20 protein-coding genes, 1 other RNA gene and 1 other annotated feature are annotated in these 23,123 nt (G+C 36.6%); of the genes, 3 read left to right on the top strand and 18 right to left on the bottom strand.

Going from position 1 to position 23,123, the window contains the following annotated elements; all coding sequences use genetic code 11:
- Window positions 1-3 precede the first annotated feature (3 nt).
- The 5 genes from DS031_RS05300 to DS031_RS05280 form a co-directional block, all read right to left on the bottom strand.
- Complete coding sequence (locus DS031_RS05300) at window positions 4-663, bottom strand: tetratricopeptide repeat protein (RefSeq protein WP_113804893.1); 660 nt, start codon at window positions 661-663, stop codon at window positions 4-6.
- A gap of 215 nt (window positions 664-878) precedes the next feature.
- Window positions 879-2,006 (bottom strand): tRNA 2-thiouridine(34) synthase MnmA, encoded by a 1,128-nt coding sequence (gene mnmA, locus DS031_RS05295; protein WP_113804892.1) that lies wholly within the window; start codon window positions 2,004-2,006, stop codon window positions 879-881.
- Window positions 2,007-2,027: 21 nt separating this feature from the next.
- Window positions 2,028-3,170 (bottom strand): cysteine desulfurase family protein, encoded by a 1,143-nt coding sequence (locus DS031_RS05290; RefSeq protein WP_113804891.1) that lies wholly within the window; start codon window positions 3,168-3,170, stop codon window positions 2,028-2,030.
- Window positions 3,171-3,216: 46 nt separating this feature from the next.
- Window positions 3,217-3,636, bottom strand: a complete 420-nt coding sequence (gene cymR / locus DS031_RS05285; protein ID WP_113804890.1) for a cysteine metabolism transcriptional regulator CymR — start codon at window positions 3,634-3,636, stop codon at window positions 3,217-3,219.
- Window positions 3,569-4,282, bottom strand: a complete 714-nt coding sequence (locus DS031_RS05280; protein WP_113804889.1) for a YczE/YyaS/YitT family protein — start codon at window positions 4,280-4,282, stop codon at window positions 3,569-3,571. The genes cymR and DS031_RS05280 overlap by 68 nt, the downstream gene beginning before the upstream one ends.
- A 137-nt stretch (window positions 4,283-4,419) precedes the next feature.
- Here DS031_RS05280 and DS031_RS05275 point away from each other — a divergent pair, with 137 nt between their 5' ends.
- Window positions 4,420-5,763, top strand: a complete 1,344-nt coding sequence (locus DS031_RS05275; protein WP_113804888.1) for an AAA family ATPase — start codon at window positions 4,420-4,422, stop codon at window positions 5,761-5,763.
- Window positions 5,764-6,009: 246 nt separating this feature from the next.
- A complete protein-coding gene (locus tag DS031_RS05270; protein ID WP_113804887.1) occupies window positions 6,010-6,618 on the top strand; it encodes an RsfA family transcriptional regulator in 609 nt (202 codons plus the stop codon).
- 31 nt (window positions 6,619-6,649) lie between these two features.
- Here DS031_RS05270 and DS031_RS05265 read toward each other — a convergent pair whose 3' ends face one another.
- The 5 genes from DS031_RS05265 to DS031_RS23535 all read right to left on the bottom strand — a co-directional run bounded on the left by DS031_RS05265 (window position 6,650) and on the right by DS031_RS23535 (window position 11,573).
- Window positions 6,650-7,414, bottom strand: a complete 765-nt coding sequence (locus tag DS031_RS05265) for a tRNA threonylcarbamoyladenosine dehydratase (protein ID WP_113804886.1) — start codon at window positions 7,412-7,414, stop codon at window positions 6,650-6,652.
- 205 nt (window positions 7,415-7,619) lie between these two features.
- Window positions 7,620-7,807: non-coding RNA, 6S RNA (gene ssrS / locus DS031_RS05260), on the bottom strand.
- Between the two features lie 136 nt (window positions 7,808-7,943).
- Complete coding sequence (gene aspS / locus DS031_RS05255; RefSeq protein ID WP_113804885.1) at window positions 7,944-9,728, bottom strand: aspartate--tRNA ligase; 1,785 nt, start codon at window positions 9,726-9,728, stop codon at window positions 7,944-7,946.
- Between the two features lie 25 nt (window positions 9,729-9,753).
- The gene (gene hisS, locus DS031_RS05250) at window positions 9,754-11,022 is read right to left on the bottom strand and encodes a histidine--tRNA ligase (protein WP_113804884.1); all 1,269 of its coding nucleotides are present in this window, start codon (window positions 11,020-11,022) and stop codon (window positions 9,754-9,756) included.
- A 69-nt stretch (window positions 11,023-11,091) separates the two neighbouring features.
- Window positions 11,092-11,324: a binding site (T-box leader), on the bottom strand.
- Between the two features lie 75 nt (window positions 11,325-11,399).
- Window positions 11,400-11,573: a hypothetical protein gene (locus DS031_RS23535; RefSeq protein WP_181833028.1), complete on the bottom strand. Its 174-nt coding sequence runs from the start codon at window positions 11,571-11,573 to the stop codon at window positions 11,400-11,402.
- A 133-nt stretch (window positions 11,574-11,706) separates the two neighbouring features.
- On the opposite strand from DS031_RS23535, the gene DS031_RS05245 reads away from it, so the two are divergent.
- On the top strand, window positions 11,707-13,488 hold the full coding sequence (locus DS031_RS05245) for an N-acetylmuramoyl-L-alanine amidase family protein (RefSeq protein WP_113804883.1): 1,782 nt from the start codon (window positions 11,707-11,709) through the stop codon (window positions 13,486-13,488).
- 31 nt (window positions 13,489-13,519) lie between these two features.
- On the opposite strand, the gene dtd is transcribed toward DS031_RS05245, so the two are convergent.
- The 8 genes from dtd to secD all read right to left on the bottom strand — a co-directional run bounded on the left by dtd (window position 13,520) and on the right by secD (window position 22,979).
- Entirely contained in the window at window positions 13,520-13,960 is a 441-nt protein-coding gene (dtd, locus tag DS031_RS05240; RefSeq protein ID WP_113804882.1) for a D-aminoacyl-tRNA deacylase, read from the bottom strand.
- 34 nt (window positions 13,961-13,994) lie between these two features.
- The gene (locus DS031_RS05235) at window positions 13,995-16,175 is read right to left on the bottom strand and encodes a RelA/SpoT family protein (protein WP_113804881.1); all 2,181 of its coding nucleotides are present in this window, start codon (window positions 16,173-16,175) and stop codon (window positions 13,995-13,997) included.
- Window positions 16,176-16,407: 232 nt separating this feature from the next.
- A complete protein-coding gene (locus DS031_RS05230; RefSeq protein WP_113804880.1) occupies window positions 16,408-16,920 on the bottom strand; it encodes an adenine phosphoribosyltransferase in 513 nt (170 codons plus the stop codon).
- 1 nt (window position 16,921) lies between these two features.
- Window positions 16,922-19,279: a single-stranded-DNA-specific exonuclease RecJ gene (recJ, locus tag DS031_RS05225; RefSeq protein WP_113804879.1), complete on the bottom strand. Its 2,358-nt coding sequence runs from the start codon at window positions 19,277-19,279 to the stop codon at window positions 16,922-16,924.
- A 76-nt stretch (window positions 19,280-19,355) separates the two neighbouring features.
- Complete coding sequence (locus DS031_RS05220) at window positions 19,356-19,721, bottom strand: LapA family protein (RefSeq protein WP_113804878.1); 366 nt, start codon at window positions 19,719-19,721, stop codon at window positions 19,356-19,358.
- Between the two features lie 30 nt (window positions 19,722-19,751).
- On the bottom strand, window positions 19,752-20,648 hold the full coding sequence (locus DS031_RS05215; protein ID WP_113804877.1) for a cation diffusion facilitator family transporter: 897 nt from the start codon (window positions 20,646-20,648) through the stop codon (window positions 19,752-19,754).
- Window positions 20,649-20,767: 119 nt separating this feature from the next.
- A complete protein-coding gene (gene secF / locus DS031_RS23530; RefSeq protein WP_181833027.1) occupies window positions 20,768-21,691 on the bottom strand; it encodes a protein translocase subunit SecF in 924 nt (307 codons plus the stop codon).
- On the bottom strand, window positions 21,681-22,979 hold the full coding sequence (secD, locus tag DS031_RS23525; protein ID WP_181833026.1) for a protein translocase subunit SecD: 1,299 nt from the start codon (window positions 22,977-22,979) through the stop codon (window positions 21,681-21,683). The genes secF and secD overlap by 11 nt, the downstream gene beginning before the upstream one ends.
- Between the last annotated feature and the right edge of the window lie 144 nt (window positions 22,980-23,123).

The following is a 23,123-nucleotide window of genomic DNA, read 5'->3' as shown; positions in this document are numbered from 1 at the left end:
CTTTCAATGATTTAACAGCTCTTCTACTTTCTTTTTACCATTTCCAGCCAGGAGATGATCAGGCTGTATTTCTAATGCTTTATTAAAAAAAGCTAAAGCATTTTCCGGCTGCTCTTGATAGATATATACTACCCCTAAATTAAAATAAGCATCTGCATGTTTAGGATCATGCTCAACAACCCATTGGAATTGTTTCTTCGCCTCATCAATTTGTTCGAGCTGCGCTAAACACAAGCCAAATTGGAATTTTGCATCAATATCTTGATTATTCTTTTCAACTGCCCGCTGTAAATGCGGTAATGCATAATGAAGCTCTCCTAAATGATAATACGTCATCCCTAACATAAAGTAGGCATCACCTTCATCTAGTCCCTTTTCAACCGCTCCTCTATACATCTCAACTGCTTTTTCATACTGCTCTAAATTGTAATAGGCATTTCCAGCACCATAGTAAGCTGTAGCGGAATTTCCATCGATTTCAATGGCACGATTATAAAAGCGAATCGCTTTATCAAGTTCATTGACCGCTGAAAGCAAATTCCCAAAATTTATATATGGAACTGGATCATTCGGATGCTCCTCAATTGCTTCTTGAAACATTTTTGCAGCCTCTTCAAGCTGCCCTTCCTGCATATGTTTAATTCCTAATTGATTTTTATCCATCATTACTCTCCTTATTGCATTGACGTTTTCATTGACAGTATAGCAAAGAAATGACATTCATTCAGCGTTTTAATTTTCATGCCGAAAAGGGACTGTCTCAAAATCATAGAGTCAGACCCTCCCCGCCTAATATGTAGTAAGTGTTTTATAAAAAGGCATCTACATATTGTATAAGTTGAGGGGGTTCAGACCCTATTGAGACAGCCCCTTTGTTATTAAAGATATGGAATTTTTTTACCATTTTTCAAAATATCATCTATTGTTGCACCACCAAGACAAACCTCTCCATCATAAAAGACAACTGCTTGTCCTGGTGTAATTGCACTCTGCGGCTCATCGAAGATAACTTCACACCTGTTCTCTTCTTTCATATGCACCGTTACTTTTACATCTTTTTGACGATAACGAAATTTCGCCGTGCATTCAAATGTGGAAGCAGGTGCTTCACCGCTAATAAAATTAATTTCAGAAGCCGTTAAAGCATCAGAATAAAGCGCCTCATTATCAGCACCTTGTGCAACATATAACACATTTTTCTCTAGATTTTTTCCAACAACAAACCAAGGTTCACCAGCGCCGCCAATTCCAAGCCCTTGGCGCTGTCCAATTGTATAATACATTAACCCATCATGTTTACCTTTCACTTCCCCGTCTAAAGTTTGCATCTCACCGGGTTGTGCTGGTAAATATTCGCTTAAAAACTCCTTGAAGTTTCGTTCACCAATAAAGCAAATACCTGTGCTGTCTTTTTTACCAGCAGTCGCTAAGTTTGCTTCAGCAGCTTTTTTGCGCACTTCAGGCTTTGGTAAATCACCAATTGGAAAGAGCACTTTTGCAAGCTGTGTCTGTGATAATTGATTTAAAAAATACGTTTGATCTTTGTTGCTGTCTATACCGCGCAGCATCTTTGCTTTACCATCTTCGTGCTCGATTCGCGCATAGTGGCCTGTTGCAACATAGTCCGCTCCAAGACTTAAAGCATGTTCAAGGAATGCTTTAAACTTAATCTCTTTATTGCACATAACATCCGGATTTGGCGTTCGCCCTGCTTTATACTCATTTAAAAAGTAAGTAAATACTTTGTCCCAATATTGTTTTTCAAAATTAACGGCATAATAGGGAATTCCAATTTGATTTGCGACGCGAATAACATCATTATAATCTTCTGTTGCTGTACACACTCCGTTTTCATCTGTATCGTCCCAATTTTTCATAAAAATGCCGATAACATCATATCCCATTTCTTTTAAACGAAGAGCAGCAACAGATGAATCAACTCCTCCCGACATTCCTACTACAACACGAATTTCTTCAGGCGGACGAGGATCGTGATTTGTAAGCATCTTGCTTCACCTCTTGCTTTTTTATTGTTTTGTTAAACGTTTAACGATCTTCACTGTTTCTTGGGCGGCTTTTTGAATATCTTCTTCCGTATTCCCTAAACCAAAACTAAAACGAAGCGAAGAATAAACGCGTTCGGATTCACCAAACATCGCCATCAGCACATGAGAAGGATCTACCGATCCAGCTGTACAAGCTGATCCGCTTGAAACAGCAATACCTGCGAGATCCAAATTCACAAGCATTGATTCTACATTTGTTCCTGAAAAACTTACATTTAGTATGTGCGGCAAATATTCTGTTGAATGTCCATTTACTCGAAAATTGATTTGCTCATTTTTAAATACATTTATCATATGGTTACGAAAGCTCTGATATTTTTTTTGACGCTCAGCTTTCGTTTCAAGCATAATCTGCACTGCTTTTTCAAATCCAACAATTCCGGCTACGTTCTCTGTCCCTGCACGTCTTTTACGTTCTTGTTCTCCTCCATGCTGCAGAGGCAGTATTTTTGTACCTTCTTTTACATATAAAAATCCAATCCCTTTTGGACCGTTTATTTTATGCGCAGATACAGATAACAAGTTGACATTCAGTTCCTTTACATCAAGTTCAACCATGCCGTATGCTTGGACTGCATCTGTATGAAAATAAATATCTTTTTCCTTTAAAAAAGCGCCAATTTCTTTTATCGGCTGCAGTGTTCCTACCTCATTGTTTCCATACATGACACTTACAAGAATGGTTTCATCTTTTAACGATTTTCCAAGTGTTTGCAGCGAGATTTGTCCTGTTTCATCCACTGGTAAATAGGTTACTTCAAAACCGATTCCCTCTAAAAACTGACACGTATGAAGAACAGCATGATGTTCAACTGCAGTTGTAATAATATGCTTTCCTTTATGTTGATTCGCTAATGCTGCCCCTATTATAGCTGTATTATCAGACTCTGTTCCACCGCTTGTAAAAATAATTTCGTTTACAGCAGCTCCGATACTCTTAGCAATTGTCTGACGGGCCTCATCAACAACGTGACGCGTTTTTCTTCCAAATCCATGAATGCTTGATGGATTTCCAAAATGCTCCGTTAAAAAAGGCAGCATAGCTTCTGCAACTTTTGGATGTGTTGGAGAAGTTGCTGCATGATCAACATAGACTGCCTGCATGAGATCACCTTTCTTTCATAAACTCAATTGAAACAACATGTATAGATTATATATAAAACATGTATGATTCTTGATCATCTTCACCTTCATATGTTGCTAAATATTCCAGTGTAGTATTGTCTAATACATCTTTGACTGCATCACGAATTTTAATCCATAAATCTCGTTTTGCCGGCTCTTCATCATCCATCACTTCCACAGGACTAATTGGTCCTTCTAAGACGCGAATAATATCGCCAGCTGTAATGGTTTCCGGCTCATGAGCTAAAATATACCCACCATATGCGCCCCGAATACTCTTCACTAACCTTGCATTACGAAGCGGAGCAATAAGCTGTTCTAAATAGTGTTCTGATAAATTATGTTCTTTTGCAATTGACTTTAATGAAGTGGGACCTTCACCGTGCTTTCTTGCTAATGCCATCATGATTGTTAAGCCATAACGGCCTTTTGTTGATATTTTCATCTGCAACCCCTCTTTCAAAAATTCCATTCACAAACGTACGGCATTGAGGTAGTGTGAAGCCAACAATAGAACCGATGCTAAAGCTGAAAATAAGCGTTCCTATTGAAACAGGTCCTCCTAATAACCATCCAAAAAAAAGAACAACAAGTTCCATTATCCCGCGCACCCATTGGACTTTTAATCCTACTTTTTCTGTTAGTGCTAACATTAAGCTGTCTCTTGGACCTGCTCCACAATTGGCAGCAATATATAGACCTATTCCATAACCAATTACAATAATACCTATTAAAAGCATCACTAGTTTCCCCATAAAAGAACTTGGTGTTTTTAGTATAGGTAATAATAAATAAAAATCAATAAAAACACCTACTAAAAGCATGTTTAAAAATGCCCCAAATAAAGGACGCTGTTTTGTTAACAGTGTTGTTAAGCCAATTATAAAAAAACCGATTATAATAGACCATGTTCCTATTGTTAATCCAAATTGGTAATATAACCCAACATGAAGCACATCCCATGGTGCACTGCCTATATTTGCTTTAATCATTAAAGCAATTCCAAAAGCCATAATGAGCAAACCTATTAAAAAAACAAGCCAACGAAGTGCAAACACGCTGTTAAAAAGTTCTTTCCGCTGTATCCCCATGCTTGCAGCCTTCTTTCTTCATATTTTTCTCTATTATCTCTCATCTTTAACCTAAGACATTATAGCATGAAACAATCTTTCTTGCATTTCGTAAACCTCTATAGTATTTTCAAGGAAACTAGAAAGGACGGTTTTAGATGGATCTATTTCATTATTCAACAGAGGAAAAACAAAAACTTACCAGTCCTTTAGCAAACCGCATGCGTCCGCGTACGCTTGATGAGTTTATTGGACAAGGTCATATTGTTGGGGAGGGAAAATTACTGAGGCGGGCAATAGAAGCAGATCAGCTTACACCAATGATTTTCTTTGGCCCCCCAGGCACTGGGAAAACAACACTTGCTAGAATTATCGCTAACTCTACTTCTGCAAAATTCGAACAACTAAATGCTGTTACATCAGGAGTCCAAGAAATTAGGGAGTTCATAAAAGAAGCAAAAGAAAGACTAGCAATCGACCAAAAAAGGACCGTACTTTTTATAGACGAAATTCATCGCTTTAACAAAAATCAACAAGATGCCCTTTTACCGCATGTTGAAGATGGTACCATGGTATTAATTGGCGCTACAACAGAAAATCCGATGTTTGAAATTAATTCTGCTCTTTTATCACGTTCTCGGTTGTTCCGTTTTGAACCATTAACAGATCAAGATATTATGAACATGCTCGAAGCTGCCTTAAATGATAAAGAACGAGGATTTGGCAGCTATTCTATTACAGCAGATAAAGAGGCAGTAGAACATATTGTTTCTGTATCAAATGGTGATGCTAGAACGGCATTAAATGCATTAGAACTTGCTGTCATTACAACAAAACCAAATAAAGAAAAAGTCATTTATATTACGCTAGAAATTGCCGAAGAGTCAATTCAGCAGCGTGCTTTACAGTATGATAAAGCAGGTGATAATCATTATGATACAATTTCAGCTTTTATTAAAAGCATAAGGGGATCAGATCCTGATGCCACCTTGTATTGGCTCGCAAAAATGATATACGCAGGAGAAGATCCTCGCTTTATTGCAAGACGTCTATACGTTCATGCAGCAGAAGATATTGGAACTGCAGATCCAAATGCTCTCCTCGTTGCTCAAGCAGCTGCTTATGCTGTTGATTTTATCGGCATGCCGGAAGCACGCTTACCCCTTGCAGAAGCAGCACTCTACTTAGCAACTGCTCCAAAAAGCAATGCTGTTATTAAAGGAATTGATGCTGCCCTTCAAGCCGTTCAAAAAGAAAAGTCCGGTCAAATCCCCCTTCATTTACGTGATGCTCATTATAAAGGGGCAGGTCATTTAGAGCATGGAAAACATTATAAATATCCGCATGATTATCCAGGGGGCTTTGTTCCACAGCAGTATTTACCTGATCGAATGAAAGGGAAGAAATTTTATCATCCTACAGAACGAGGCTATGAAAAAACAATCTTAAAACGACTTGCCTATTTTGATGAACGCAATAAAAACAGCAGTATTGAAAAGTGATAGAAGTCTATCACTTTTTTTATTTATATTTTCTGTTTAAAAACGCTTTTAATTTTAATTTCAAGCAATTAATAGAATGCAAGTATAAAACTCTCTTTAATTGGAAATGATTAAAACTGATAATCATTGCTTTGATCTATTAAGGTTAACCTTCCTTAAAGTAGAAAAAACATAGGCAAAGCAGATAGATGTATATGAAACAAATTCATATTCAACGATTCAGACAATTAAAAGGAGAGAACAATCATGAAAATTAGACAAGATGCTTGGTCACATGAGGATGACTTATTACTAGCCGAAACTGTTCTTCGTCATATTAGAGAAGGCAGTACCCAATTAAATGCATTTGAAGAAGTTGGTGATCGATTAAATCGTACATCAGCTGCTGTAGGATTTCGATGGAATGCCATTGTAAGACAAAAATATGAACAAGCTATTGGAATTGCAAAAAAACATAGAAAAGAACGCAAGCGTGCCCAAGCATCACAAACCGCTGCTGCACCATCTTCACCAAGAATTTCAGCTGAAAAAACTACTATACCAGACGCACTCTCATTAGATGATGTCATTCGCTTTTTAACGAAATTTAAAGATGATAAAACACAGTCTCAAAACTTGCAAAGCCAATTTGATAAGATTCAAAAAGAAAACGATCAACTTCAAAAAGAAAATCAAACACTTCAATCTGAGCTTAATCTATTGGAAGAAAAGTTTGCAATTATGCAGGAAGATTACCAATCTGTTATTCAAATTATGGAACGCGCAAGAAAAATGATTTTGCTTCAGGAAGATGATAAATTAGCTCCATCTTTTAAGATGGATAAAAACGGTAACTTGGAAAAAATCGCAAAATAAGTGCAGCAGTGTTATCTGCTGCACTTATTCCTTAATTATTGCGATCAATAACAATGTTATGTTTCTCTAGCAATTCATTTATTACATATCCTGCCATAATTAACCCTGCCACAGATGGCACAAAGGCATTAGAGGAAGGCGGCAATTTCGCTTTACGAATTTCTGCTTGATCATTTCCGACTTCTTTACGAATTTCTTCTTTAATTTTAATTGGATGTTCTTTTGAGAAAATAACCTTAATTCCTTTATGAATTCCTTCTTTGCGAAGCTTCGTACGAATGACACGTGCAATAGGATCATAACTTGTCTCTGAAATGTCAGCAATTTCAAGACGTGTAGGATCGGTTTTATTCGCAGCTCCCATACTCGAAATAATTGGTATTTTTCTCTCTAAACATTGTTTCATTAAATGAATTTTAAAAGAAATAGTATCTGAAGCATCAATTACATAATCAATTGGATATGAAAAAAATTTTTCATATGTTTCTTCATTGTAAAACATTTTTAATGCAATTACTTCACAATCAGGATTAATATCTGCAATTCTGTTTTTCATTAGCTCTACTTTATCTTGACCTACCGTTGATAGTAATGCGTGAATTTGTCGGTTAACATTTGTAATATCTACACTGTCTTTATCGACAAGAACAAGACGCCCAACACCTGAACGAGCTAAAGCTTCAGCAGCAAAAGAACCAACACCGCCAATTCCAAGCACTGCTGCTGTACTATTTTTTAAGGATTGTAATCCTTCTTTTCCAATCGCTAATTCATTTCGTGAAAATTGATGTAACATATTGTTCTCCTTCCAAACATCGTAAAAAATCATTCATTTTGTTAATTTATTAACGATATGACTATATCATAGACTGCCTCAAAAGTAACCATTTTATCGATATAGGACAAACCATTCAATTAAATATATATTTACCCATCTATGTATAAGCAATAAACGCATAAAAAACCTAAGGAGAAGTCTCCTTAGGTTTTTTACACAAAGTAAGAGCCCCAATTGTGCCGTCATATCCTTTGTTTTGAACCTGCTCTCGGCAGGTGGGTGCTCTGCTTCATTCTTTGTAAGTCCTCTCTTTTTAAAAATGAGGCATGTACTCCAAATGAAAACTCCAAGCTCCCGTTGTAAAAATGTTGGCTCAAAACAATCGGTATTTAACGAACACCTTAGGACTCTTAAATTGTTTATAATTGAATAATATCATAACTCTATTATTTTTTCAACATTCTGTTAATTACATCTCTATTACAATACGCAACTAAAAAAGAGGATGCCCGATATTTCCGAGTGCATCCTCCTATAAACAAAAATGTTATGAGTTTGCTTCTACTTTTTCTTGAACAGTTTCTAAATGAAGTTCTTTTAACTGTGCTTCACTTACTTCACCTGGAGCATTTGTCATTAAACAGCTCGCACTCGCAGTTTTTGGAAAAGCAATCGTATCACGTAAATTGCTGCGACCTGCTAAAAGCATAACAAGACGATCAAGTCCTAAAGCAATCCCACCATGTGGAGGTGTACCGTACTCAAAAGCGTCCATTAAGAAGCCGAACTGCTCACGCGCTTCTTCTTCACTGAATCCAAGTGCGGCAAACATTTTTTCTTGAATATCGCGCTTATAAATACGCTGTGATCCACCACCTAGTTCATAGCCGTTTAACACAAGATCATAAGCTTCCGCACGAACTTTGCCCGGATCTTTGTCTAAATACGCTAAATCTTCCTGCATTGGACTTGTAAACGGATGGTGCTCAGCAAAATAGCGGCCTGCTTCTTCATCATAAGAAACAAGCGGGAATTCTGTTACCCATAAGAAGTTTAATTTGCTTTCATCAATTAATTGAAGTTCTTTTCCAAGCTTCAGACGAAGAGCTCCTAAGCTGTCTGCAACAACACTTTTCTTATCAGCAACAAACAATAATAAATCCCCTGTTTTTGCTTCAAACGCCTCAATAAGCGCATTTGCTTCTTCCGCTTTAAAAAATTTAGCAATAGGTCCTTTTAATCCGTCTTCCTCTACTTTTAACCATGCAAGTCCTTTTGCCCCATACACTTTTACAAATTCAGTTAATGCATCAATATCTTTTCGCGAATACTGAGAGGCAGCTCCGGCAACATTAATTCCTTTTACCTGGCCTCCGCTATTTACCGTACTTGCAAATACTTTAAAATCAGAGTCCTTAACGATTTCACCAATATCTGTTAATTCCATTCCAAACCTTGTGTCTGGCTTATCGGAACCAAAACGGGCCATCGCTTCATGATACGGCATGCGGGCAAACGGTAAAGAGATCTCAATTCCCTTTGTTTCTTTGACCACTTTCGCCATCATCTTTTCAGTCATTTCAAGTAAATCTTCTTTATCTAAAAATGATGTTTCAATATCGACTTGAGTAAATTCTGGTTGACGATCTGCTCGTAAATCTTCATCACGGAAACAGCGTACAACTTGATAGTAACGTTCAAACCCAGAAACCATTAGTAATTGTTTAAAAATTTGCGGCGACTGCGGCAGTGCGTAAAACTCACCTGGATGAACACGACTTGGCACTAAGTAGTCACGCGCTCCTTCCGGCGTACTTTTCGTTAACATTGGCGTTTCAATTTCTAAAAATTCTTCATTATCTAAAAAGTTGCGAATTGTTTTCGTTACACAATGGCGAAGCTTAAATGTTTCCTGCATAACAGGACGCCTTAAATCAAGATAGCGGTACTTTAATCTTACATCTTCCGCTACTTCTGTTTCATCTTGAATCATAAATGGCGGGTTTTTTGCAGCATTTAAAATAACTACTTCATCTGCCACAACTTCAATTTTTCCTGTTGCAATATTTTCATTAATAGTACTCTCATCTCGTTCTACTACCGTTCCTTTTATGTCAAGAACAAACTCATTTCGTACCTGCTCTGCAGTTTCAAATGCTTGTTTTGCAATTTCAGAATTTGCAACAACCTGCACAATACCAGAGCGGTCTCTAAAATCAATAAAAATAACTCCTCCTAAATCGCGACGTTTTTGCACCCAGCCTTTCAGCTGTACCTTAGCGCCGATCTGTTCTTCACTTAATTGTCCACAGTTATGTGTACGACCTTTCATGGTAATTCCCTCCTAATTTTATTCCTTATATTTTTCTTTTTAAAAAATCTACAATCTCTGTTAAACTTACTTCCTGCTGCTCACCTGTTGCCATTTCTTTCACTGAAATAATTCCTTTTTCAAGTTCTTCATCACCAAGTACAGCTACATATTTTGCTTGAAGACGATCAGCTGTTTTAAATTGAGCTTTTAACTTTTTATTAAGATAATCTTTGTCTGCTTTAATACCATTTGCTCTTAATTGATATAGAAGCGGAGTTAAACGATCTTTTGCTCCATCGCCAAGTGAAACGAGATAACAATCAAGCCCCTGCTCAATCGGCAGTTCCACATTTTCAGCATCAAGGGCCATTAATAATCGTTCAATACTTAACGCAAATCCAATGCCAGGTGTTTCAGGTCCATCAAGTTCTTGAACAAGACCATTATAACGACCACCGCCAGACAATGTCGTAATCGCTCCAAACCCATCTGCATCACTCATAATTTCAAATGCTGTGTGATTATAATAATCCAATCCCCGTACAAGGTTTGGATCTACTACAAAGTCAATATCCATCGCTTGTAAATAAGCTTGAACTTTTTTAAAATATTGTTTAGATTCCTCATTTAAATAGTCGATAATGGCTGGTGCGGATGCCATTAATTCATGGTTACGATCTTTCTTACAATCTAAAATTCGCAGCGGGTTTTTCTCTAAACGTGATTGACAATCTGAACAAAACTCATTAACCCTAGATGAAAAATGATTCATCAATGCTTGTCGATGTGCTGTACGGCTTTCTGTATCTCCTAAGCTGTTAATAACAAGTTTTAACCTTTTTAAACCGACTTCTTTATAAAACGACATCGCAAGTGCAATTACTTCTGCATCAATGGCTGGATCATGACTTCCAAGCGCTTCAATACCAAACTGCACAAATTGCCGCATTCTCCCTGATTGCGGGCGTTCATAACGAAACATTGGTCCAATATAATAAAGCTTTGTTGGCTGCTGCGGCTGACCAAACAACTTATTTTCTACAAATGATCGAACAGCAGCTGCTGTTCCTTCAGGGCGAAGTGTTAAACTTCGATCACCGCGATCTTTAAATGTATACATCTCTTTTTGAACAACATCTGTTGTTTCACCTACTCCTCTTTGGAAAAGCTCTGTTGATTCAAAAATAGGAGTACGTATTTCTTGGTAATTAAAGCGAGAACAAATGTCACGCGCTTTTTTTTCAACATACTGCCAACGTTCTACCGTTCCTGGCAAAATATCTTGTGTTCCGCGTGGAATTTGGATTTTCATGCTTTCTTCCTCCTTTATAATTAACACGTTATGTACTAATACACAAAAAAACCCCCGCCCTTGAGAAAACTCAGGGACGAGAGTACGTATAATTTACCCGTGGTACCACCCTAATTGAAGCATGTTTGTTATGCTTCCACTTAAACAGTTAACGCCTGCACACGTTCCTTCCTACTAAAAACTTCAAAAGGAAACCTACGAAGTGTTCTTCAATAAGTCCTTATGCAGAAATACTCTCAGCCACGGTATTTCCTCTCTTAGCATTGGTGTTCTTATCTACTTTTCTTCATTATCAGTTTAAACGTATCAAATTCTATAATGCAGCTTTTTTTATAATATGAATAATACAACAATTTGTCAAGAACTGAAACAGCTTTTTAGCGCCTCATTCGATGTTTCATTACTTCAATCGCTTTTGACGAAGAGCCGAACTCATTATCAGCTAACATTTGTGTTATAATTTCTTGCTTAATTAACATATCATGAAATTCAACACCTGAAAACATTGATAATTGATGGTACACTGCATGTTCTTTATCTTGATAACGCATTATTTGACTCCTTCTCAATCTTTTTAGTTATATTGTACCCAATTTCAAGAAAAACCTTCCCTAATGTTCAAAGTGTTTTTTATAATGAATGTGTAAGCAATTTTTAAATTTACAGAAAGGAGAGTGATGAAGCTTGAAAAAAACCTGTTTGTTTGCCGCCATTTTATCTTTATTATTAAACCTCGTCTTTACGATTGAAACAAGTTATGCTCAAACGACTGCAACTGTTTCAGTAAACACATTGAATGTTCGATCCGGTCCCAGCTTATCTGACAGCATTATTACCCAAATAAAAAAAGGAGAAACATATCCAGTTCTTAAAGAACAAAATGATTGGATTAACATTAAACTTAGCAGCAATCAAAATGGCTGGGTTGCCGGATGGCTTGTATCAAAAAATCAAGAGACTGCTGTAAAAGATTCTGGATTATTAGGACAGGCCTCCGCAAAAGTAAACGCCTTAAATGTTCGAAAAGGACCAGCGTTATCTTATAATGTCGTTACTCAAATTAACAAAGGAAATACATACCCCATTCTTTCTGAAAAAAACAATTGGGTTGAAATTAAACTTTCAAATAATGAATCAGGATGGGTGGCTGGTTGGCTCGTCTCAAAAAGTGAAGCAAAAACATCGACACCAACTAACACTCAAAATAATGATAAAACAAATAAAAGTTCGAAAGTAATATCATCAACTGTCAATGGGTTAAACGTGCGTTCTGGTCCCGGAACTAATTTTCAAATTATCGGTCAGCTTAACCAATATGAATCTGTACCTTATGTGAAAGAACAAGGAAATTGGACAAACCTTGTGTACGAAGGAAAAAGTGGGTGGGCTGCTTCTTGGTTAATTACAACTTCTGAATTAAAAGAAAATGACCAGGCCTCATCACCACATCCTAAAGAAACATCAGCTGTTGTAAAAGCAACTTCCCTTAACGTCCGCTCTGGACCTAGTACTACTTACAATGTAATAGGTGCAGTAAAAAAAGGGGAGAAAGTTTCTATTATTGCTGTAAAAGAAGGTTGGTATCAAATAAACTTCCACAATAAAACAGGTTGGATTTCAAAAGACTATGTTGAATCAAGCAGCAATCATACTGATTCCTCTCAAAACCATTCAGATAGCGCAGTTGAAAACAGTCCAACTGTTACACTGCTTTATAATGGTACCAATTTAAGAAAAGGGCCAAGTACAAGTACAACTGTTATCGGTCGTGGAGATAAGGGAGATCAATTTCAGATTATTGACACTGCAGGCAGCTGGTATAAAATTCAACTATCGAATAAAAAAGAAGCCTATGTTGCAGGCTGGATTGTGAAAGTGTCAAACGATCTTCCTATTATTGAAAAACCAAATAACAACAACAGCTTAAAAGATAAAAAACTTGTCATTGACGCAGGTCATGGTGGTTATGATAGTGGATCAATTGGTGCGCAATACGGTACACTTGAAAAATTATTAACATTACATACCGCCAAGCTGTTAGCAGAAAAACTAAAAGCTGCCGGCGCTAGCGTTTCAATGACCCGCACTGATGACTACTATACCTCCTTGAGTTACCGTGTCAGTCTTTCTCATTATTATAAGGCAGATGCTTTTATTAGCATTCATTATGATTCAGCCCTGCAGTCAAGTGCAAAAGGTATTACAACTTATTATTACAGCCCATCAAAAGATCAAGAACTCGGTCAAAACATTCAAAAAGAGCTGGCTAAAGGCACTGGATTATTTAATCGCGGGGTACGTTTTGGTAACTTTCATGTATTACGAAACAATGGACAGCCTGCAGTATTGTTAGAATTAGGATTTCTTTCAAATCCGCAGGAGGAATATTTTGTCCGAACAAATAGTTATCAAGAAAAAGCTTCGCAAAGCATTTATAACGGTTTAATTCGTTATTTTTCAAAGTAAATAAAAGAGAGATCCAATTTGGATCTCTCTTTTATTTACTTTCAACAATTAATGTTACAGGCCCGTCATTTGTAAATGTAATATCCATCATCGCACCAAAACGACCGGTCTCCACCTTTATCCCCTGCTCTTCTAAATAACGATTGAATGCTTCATAAATTTCAAGAGCATGATCAGGCTTTGCTGCACTCATGAAATTTGGACGTCTTCCTTTGCTGCAGTCCCCATACAAAGTAAACTGAGATACAGATAATGCTTGTCCTTCTACATCTATTAATGAATGAGTCATCTTTCCTTCATCATTTTCAAAAATCCGCAAATTTGCTACTTTTTCAGCCGTATATTTTGCGTCTTCTTCCGTATCATTATGGGTAATTCCAACCAGCAGCATTAGTCCATTTTCAATTTTTCCAACCACTTCGTTATTTACTGTAACGGCAGCCTTTTTTGATCTTTGCACAACTACTTTCACTGCTAAAACTCCTTTGAAGCTATTTTCATCTTATTTACTGCATAACTCGTCTCACTGAATAAATATCTGGAAGTCTTTTTATACGTTCAACAACCTTTTGTAAATGATTAATATTATGAATAGAAATTGTCATATTAATGGTTGCCATTTTATTTCGGTCAGAACGTCCTGATACAGTCGTCATATCTGTTTTCATTTCCGCTACTGCCTGCAGCACTTCATTTAACAAGCCGCGTCGATCAAACCCAGTAATTTCAATATCCACATGATAATTTTTCATTCGTTGATCGTCACCTTCCCATTCTACCGGCAGTAAACGGTTAGATGCTTCACCTGTTTGAACATTTGGACAGTCTGAACGGTGAATGGAAACACCACGTCCTTTTGTAATATAGCCAACAATATCATCACCAGGTACAGGGTTACAGCACTTCGATAAACGAATGAGTAAATTGTCAACACCCTTTACGCGCACACCGCTTTCTGTACGTTTTGGCGGTGAATAAGGCTTGACTGCTGAAATTGTTTCAAGCAGTTCTTTTTGATCTTGTTCTTGATCCTTCTTTTTACGAAGCTTTTCAGTTAATCGCGTTGCAATTTGAGCAGCAGTAATGCCGTTGTATCCTACAGCTGCATACATATCTTCTTCATTTGAAAAATTGTATTTTCCCGCGACATTTTGCAAGTTTTCCTGCGTCATTACTTCTTTACTTTCAAAGCCATGCTTTTCCACTTCTTTTTCAACAAGTTCTTTTCCTTTTGCAACATTTTCTTCACGCTTTTCTTTTTTAAACCATTGGCGAATTTTATTTTTAGCATGAGAACTTTTAGCAATTTTTAGCCAATCTTGACTTGGTCCATAGGAATGTTTAGAAGTTAAAATTTCAATAATATCGCCAGTTTTTAACTCATGATCAAGGGTAACCATTTTTCCGTTCACTTTCGCTCCAATTGTTCGATTTCCAATTTCAGTATGAATGCGATAAGCAAAATCAATTGGTACCGAACCGCTTGGAAGTTCAATGACATCACCTTTAGGAGTAAAAACAAAAACCATATCTGAAAATAAATCCATTTTTAACGATTCCATAAACTCTTCTGCATCAGTCACATCATTTTGCCATTCTAAAATTTGACGGAACCATGTTAGTTTCTTAGAGAAGCCGTCCGTTTGCCCATGACTAATTCCCTCTTTATAAGCCCAATGAGCCGCTATTCCATATTCCGCCACATTATGCATCTCATGGGTGCGAATTTGGACTTCAATCGGATCGCCTTTTGGACCGATAACTGTCGTATGAAGAGATTGATACATATTCGCCTTTGGCATTGCAATATAGTCCTTAAAACGTCCCGGCATTGGCTTCCAGCACGTATGAATAATTCCAAGTGCTGCATAACAATCTTTAATACTGTCCACAAGAACACGGACAGCCAGAAGATCGTAAATTTCCGTAAACTGCTTATTTTGTTTTGCCATTTTGCGATAAATGCTGTAAATATGTTTGGGTCTTCCTGAAATATCAGCTTTAATCGTAACTTTTTCAAGTCTCGTGCGAATTTCAGTCATTACTTCCTCAATATTATTTTCACGCTCGGCACGACGTTTTTGCATGAGGTTCACAATTCGATAATATTGCTGTGGATTTAAATAACGTAAGGCAATATCCTCTAGCTCCCATTTTATTGTTGAAATCCCGAGACGGTGAGCTAAAGGAGCAAAGATTTCTAAAGTTTCATTCGCCTTTTGGACCTGTTTTTCTTTTGGCATATGTTTTAATGTACGCATATTATGGAGGCGATCGGCAAGTTTAATTAAAATACAGCGAATATCCTGAGCCATTGCAACAAACATTTTTCGGTGGTTTTCAGCCTGCTGTTCTTCTTTAGATTTAAATTTAATCTTTTTTAATTTTGTTACGCCGTCTACAAGCATGGCAAGATCTTCACCAAAGTTTTCTTTAAGATCCTCTAAAGTAACGCTCGTATCCTCTACAACATCATGCAAAAAGCCGCTTGCAACAGTAGTCGGATCCATCTCTAAATTAACAAGTATCCCGGCAACCTCAACAGGGTGAATAATATAAGGCTCTCCGGACTTGCGATATTGATCTTTATGGGCTTCTTTTGCAAATTCATAAGCTTTATTTAAAAAAGAGACATCTTCATTTGAAAGATACTCTTGCGCTCTTTTTAATACTTCTTCTATCGTCATGGAATCACCTTTAACTCGAAAGTGTATTGTTCTTATTATCTTTAAAAAACGTAACGCTGTAAAGTAAAATTCGAAATTTGTCGTTTTTTATATAAAAGGAAACTGTTCAATTGCTGAAATGTTCAAAAAACTCACCTTATACTCCTTCTTGTAGTGAATCTTTTTAAAACTTATAAAACAAGAGCGCTCAAAACAAGTTGAGCACTCTTTTATAAGGATGTCAGGTTGTATCTTAATATTGTGTTAATGTAAATATATCATAATTGTTTAACTTTTGGCGACCATCTAAATATGTTAATTCAATTAAAAAAGCTGTTCCTACTACTTTTCCGCCAAGCTGTTCAACAAGCTTTATTGTTGCTTCAATGGTGCCTCCAGTCGCAAGAAGATCATCGGTAATTAATACTTTTTGGCCTGGTTTAATAGCATCCTTATGAATAGTTAATACATCTTTTCCATATTCAAGACCATAATCAACTCTTACCACTTCACGCGGCAGCTTTCCTTCCTTGCGTACCGGAACAAAGCCTAAATTAAGTTCATAGGAAACAGGACACCCTACAATGAATCCTCTTGCTTCAGGACCAACGATCACATCTACATCTTTCTTTTTTGCATATTCTGCCACTTCCTGAATTGCTTTTTTATAAACATCACCATTTTGCATAAGTGTTGTAATGTCTTTAAAACGAATGCCCTCTTTTGGATAATTTTCAACTACAGTAATATATTTTTTATAATCCATTTTAATTAGCAGCCTCCTCAAATTCATCGAAACCTAACTTAGTATATTCAAACCACTTTTTTAAAGATTGATAAGATGAATACACAAACTCATTTTCAAGCTCAATATATGCTTGCTTACGCTTATAAGTCGGTGATTCACTTAAATCACGTTTTTCCGGCTGACCATTTAAAGAAACGAGACCATCATTTATTGTAACAAATTTTAAATCCAAAAACACTTTAATCATGAAATGAACCGTTTCCTTCGTCCAACCTCTATATTTTGCTAATTTTTCAGATTGATTCATATGAAAGGATTTTTGTTTTAATAAAAAGCTGTAGAACCACTTAAAATGTTCACGTGAAGGAATGGTCATAAAAAAATGATCTTCTTCATGAAAAAAAACAACATAGGTCCGCTCAGGCTGCTCGTGCTTTTGAACAAAGTCAACAAGCTGTTCCTTACAATCAGGTAAATCTAATAATACTGTATAACGGTCACCTAATGATAAAGTGGATTCATTGTTTTGCTTTAAACAAACATGGTAGTCCTTCCATTCCTGAAGTTCAAGCTTATCTATTGTATCTTCTTGAAACGATACAAGCAACAGCTTTTTCTTATCAAAAGATGCTAATTGTGTTTTTAAGTTACGAATGCTTCGATAATCAAACAGCTGCCACTCTTTTACCGCGATATCTTGAAGCATTAACTGGGGCTTTCGGATCCCATTCCATTCATTAATTGAAAGTTCTCCTACGACCGATATTTTAGACTGAGCATTCACTTCATTAAATAAATAACCAAATTGAAAGCCAATAATGTCAAGCTTTTCACTTTCATCTTTTACTAAAAGCTTTAAATGACTTTCATCGCTGCCAATGCGTTTTATTTGTGAAATATCCACATCTTCAATCAGGACTTTTGGTGTCGGATTACTCACACCAAACGGAGCAAGCTGTGCCATCTGTTCGATTGTTTCAATTGTAATATCGTCAAGCTTACATGTTAAATCAATACTTGTAATTGGAAGGAAATCTTCTTCCGTAAGTTTTTCTCCGGCTAAAGTATCTAATCGTTTCCTTAACTCCTCTAAATTTTTTGCTTCAAGTGTCATTCCTGCTGCCATAGGATGTCCACCAAAATGAGGAAGAATATCTCTGCACGTTGATAAATTCTCAAACATATCAAAACCTTCAATACTTCGCGCTGAGCCTTTTGCTAATCCTTTTTCCGGATCAATACTAAGCACAATGGTAGGACGATAAAATCGTTCAACAAGTCTTGAAGCAACAATACCAATGACTCCTGCATTCCAATTTTCTTTTGCAATGACAAGAACTTTATTTTCTTCTGGAGGAAAAAGCGTTTCTACCTCTTCAATTGCTTCTTTTGTCATCTCATTTACTAGAGCTTGTCTTTCCCTATTAAGCGCATCAATTTCTGCCGCAAGCTTTTCAGCTAACGGTTCATCTTCTGTAATTAATAATTCAACTGCAGGTGCTGCTGAATCTAAACGTCCTGCTGCATTAATACGCGGACCAATTCCAAAACCAATGTGTTCGGCATTTAACTCACTTGCTTCTAACCCGCATTGCTTTAAGAGAGCCTTTATCCCTTTTTTAGTAGAATGCTGGAGTGCTTTAATTCCTCTTTTGGCTAGAAGGCGATTTTCATCCTGCAGGGGAACAAGGTCAGCTATTGTGCCAATCGCTGCAATATCTAATAAGTGAGTAGGTACTTCCCCAAGTAAAGCATGAGCTACTTTAAATGCTACCCCTACACCTGCTAACCCTTTAAACGGATACGTACATCCAGGCTTTTTCGGATTAATCGTTGCAAAGGAATCTGGAAGGATAGGCGGCGCCTCATGGTGATCAGTAATAATAAGATCTATTTCTAATTCTTTTGCTATATTTGCTTCATGGACAGCTGAAATGCCGGTATCTACGGTAATAATTAAGCCAAAGCCCTGTTCCTTAGCCCAGCGAAAAGCTGCTTCATTTGGTCCATATCCTTCTGTAAAGCGATTTGGAATATAATACTCAAAATCAGCTCCCAACTGCCTCATTGTATAAACCATCACCGTTGTACTGCTTACACCATCAGCATCATAATCTCCAAAGATTAAAATTCGTTCATGATGTTGAATGGCTTTATTAATTCGCTCAACTGCTTCTTTCATCCCATTCAATAAGTAAGGATCATAAAATTCAAGTTCTCCTTGATGTAAAAAACGAGATGCTGTTTCAATCGTATCCATTCCTCGATTCACCAGCAGTTTTGCAGTTAAAAATGATACTTGGAGTTCATTTTGTATTTCTTCAACTTTTTCATTATTTGATGAATCAATCTTCCACCGTGTTTTTGCTCGTAACATGAAATCACCTCTTGACTTCTCCTATTATACAAAAGGAATGCAAGAGGTGGCAAAAAAATGATTTAAACTTATCAATTTAAGAATGATTTTCTTCCGTTTCTTTTTTATTTTCTTCTATTTCAGTCACTGTTTCATCTGGATCCATTCTTTTTATTTCAAACTCCTCTGTTTCATTATCCAGCTTCTTTTTAGTTTCAGTTAACTGGCTATTTTCTTTACGAAGACGTTTTACTTCACGCTGCAAATTAAAAATACGAAAGCCTCCAACAAAAGCAACGACGATTCCCCCCATTAAAACAGAAGTTAAAATCACTAATACTAGAGGCCATTCTGAAACTCCAAACCCATAATGAACTTGAACTGGATTCACATTTAATACAGCAAAAACAGCAATAAGAAGTGCAAAAAGAAGTGCAAAAATTAAGCGTGTTTGACCTTTCATATCTTTTTCCCCCTTTACAAAGTATGTTTGTTACTCATCATCAGCATATGGATTAATATGTACAAATACATCTTTTACTTCATTTAGCTTCATTAATGCATGTTTAACCTTTTTTCCAATCTGATGACCTTCTTCAACGGTTATATACGGATCAACCGCAATTTTCAGATCAATAATAACATAATACCCATGCTCTCTTGCAAAGAATTCATCAATTTTTTTTACCCCTTTTATCCCTTGAACAACTTCTTTCATCTCAATTGTATCTTCTTCATGCAGCACATGATCTAATGTATTATGAATGGATTCTTTTCCTAACTTCCATGCCATTCTAAGCACCATTAAAGATACTAATACCCCAGCAACCGGATCAGCATACACAAGCCACTCTACTTCATATTTCCCCCCAAGTACTGCACCACTAATCCCAATTAAAGCAGCAATCGAAGAATAAACATCTGAACGATGCTCATAGGCATTTATAATAATGGCGTCACTTTTTATTTTTTTACCCAGTTTATATTTATATTGAAACATCGCTTCTTTAACAATAATAGAAATCACCGCTGCATAAATGGCAATCGTTTTTGGGGCTTCTAACGGAATAAAAAATGCTTGAACAGAACTTTTACCAATTTCTAGACCAACAATAAACAAAAGAACAGCCACAATAATCGCTGCTATTGATTCGGCCTTTCCATGCCCATAAGGATGATCACGATCTGGAGGAAGCTTTGCTGCCCTTACCCCAATAAACACCGCTAATGAGCCTACAACATCAGATGCAGAATGTACAGCATCTGCAATTAAAGCACGACTGTTTGCTAAAAAACCAACAACCATTTTTACAGCAGCTAATAGTATATTGCCAACTACTCCAACCATCGCCGCAAATTCCGCCTGTTTAAAGCGGTGATTTGTTTCCAATCGATCACCTCGCCAAAAGTAATAGTTTCCAGTTTTTACAGTCTATCTTAACATATCCTATTTTTGCATGATTCATGAAAAAGTAAAACAGCCGCGGCATGCGCCGCGACTTCACCAAATTATGCTTCATTTTCAACAGATTGAAAACGTTTCTTTTCAAGCTGCTTTCCTTTCCATACTGCCCAAAGCTGAGATGCAATGAAAAGTGAAGAATATGTTCCTGCAATTAACCCAATAAATAAAGCAATCGAAAACGTTCGGATAGATTCGCTTCCAAAAACCATTAAAGCAGCTGCCGCAAAAACGACGGTTAACACCGTATTAATTGAACGTCCTAAGGTTTGAATTAAACTTTTATTTACAACTCTTGCCACATCTTCAAACGTTCTTACTTTCTTTTCATACTTCATATTTTCCCGAATACGATCAAATGTTACAATCGTATCATTAATCGAATAACCAACGATCGTCAAGACTGCAGCAATGAAAGCAATATCTACTTCTAACTGTAAAATACTAAACAACACAATAATAAAATAGGCATCGTGAAAGAGAGCAATAATTGCTGCCACTCCTTGAAGCCATTCAAAACGAATCGCTACATAAATAATAATTCCAATTGATGCAATCACTACAGCAATAAACGCATTTTTTGCAAGTTCACGACCAACTTGCGGTGAAACGGTGCTTATACTTGGTTCTGCATGATATTCGGAAGAAAAATGGTTTTTAATAGAAGCAATTTCTTCCTGAGAAAGAACACCAATAAAACGTGCTACAGCGATTTCACTGTTATTTCCCGCTAATGTAACTTCCTCTGGGGTAAAACCAATCTCTTCAAATTGTTCTTTTATTTCATCGACACTCAGTGTCTGTTCAGTTGTCACATCTACACGTGAACCACTTTTAAAATCAATGCCTAAATTTAGACCAAAGATAAATAAACAAATCGTCCCTAAAACCAATAAAGATAATGAGATTAAGAAAAATTTATTTCGATGTTTGACAAAATCAAACTCCCACTTTTCTGTATTAAAGCTCATTAATCTCACTCTCCTTTACACCAAAATAACCTGGTTTCTTATTAAGAATTCGGCTTTTAACCCAAAGACCTAATAATAAACGCGAACCATATACAGCGGTAATAAAACTTACTAAAATGCTTGTGATTAACATGACTGCAAACCCTTTAACAGAGCTTGTTCCAAATGCAAAGAGAACACCCGCTGCAATCAAAGTTGTAATATTCGCATCAAAAATAGTTGCAAATGAGCGGCGGCTTCCCGCTTTAAACGCAGATAAAATGGTTTTCCCTGATTTAATTTCTTCTTTCACACGCTCATATGTAATAATATTCGCATCAACTGCCATCCCCACTCCTAAAATAAGAGCGGCTATGCCTGGCAATGTTAAAACAGCATTCATCCAATCAAATACGACTAAAATTAAATAAATGTATACACTAAGCGTAAGTACCGCAATAATACCTGGGAAGCGATAATAGAAAATCATATATAAGAAAATGACGGCTATTCCAATAATTCCAGCAAAAATCGTTTTTTCTAATGCTTTCTCGCCAAACTGTGCTCCGACAGAGGTTGAATAGATTTCTTTTAATTTTACCGGTAATGAGCCCGCATTTAATAAATTGGAAAGGTTTGTTGCTTCTTCAACTGTAAAATCACCTTGGATGACAACATTTTTTGTATTAAGCACTTCCGAAACACGCGGTGCAGATAGAAATTTAGGGTTTTCTTTTTGTACTTCTTCTTGAAAGGAGTCCCCTTCTTGATAATCAAGCCAAATGACAAGTAAGTTCTCTCCTAAAGGACGCTCTGAAATTTCCTTTGTGATTGCACCAAATTTATCAGCATCTTTCAATGTTAAAGAAACCCACGGCTGATTTGTTTCACTAAACGTTAAACTTGCTCCACCTTCTTGTAAATCAGCACCATCAAGCATAAGCGTATCATTCACATCACGAAACGAGAGCTGTGCTTGTGTAGACAGCAGTTCCCGAGCTTGATTTTGGTCTTCTATCCCAGCAAGCTGGACACGAATTCGATTTTCACCTTCAATGTCTACATTAGGTTCTGACACACCGAGAACATCAATTCGACTGCGAATTGCTTCTACTGTTGCATCAAGTGTCTTACTGTTAATTTCTTGATCTTCTTTAACTGTTTCAACTTCATAAAGCACTTCAAATCCGCCTTGGAGATCAAGACCAAGCTTAATGTTCTTTGTTGTATCTGTAACCGTGTAAGCAATCAACCCCGCTAAGGCCAATACAACAATAAAAAATGTAATGATCCTTCCTTTCTTCACCATTCTCCCTGCTCCTTCCATAAAACCCAATAGTTATTTAATATGTATGAGAATAAATGTTCTAACCTCTTACTTTTTTATCAGTATAAAGAATAGACGCAATATCCTTATTATAGCGATCAATAATTTTCTCTGTCAATTTGATTG

Origin of the sequence: Bacillus taeanensis, assembly GCF_003318295.1 — a bacterium.
Classification (GTDB): domain Bacteria; phylum Bacillota; class Bacilli; order Bacillales; family UBA6769; genus Maribacillus; species Maribacillus taeanensis.
This window is presented reverse-complemented; position numbering and strand designations above follow the sequence as displayed.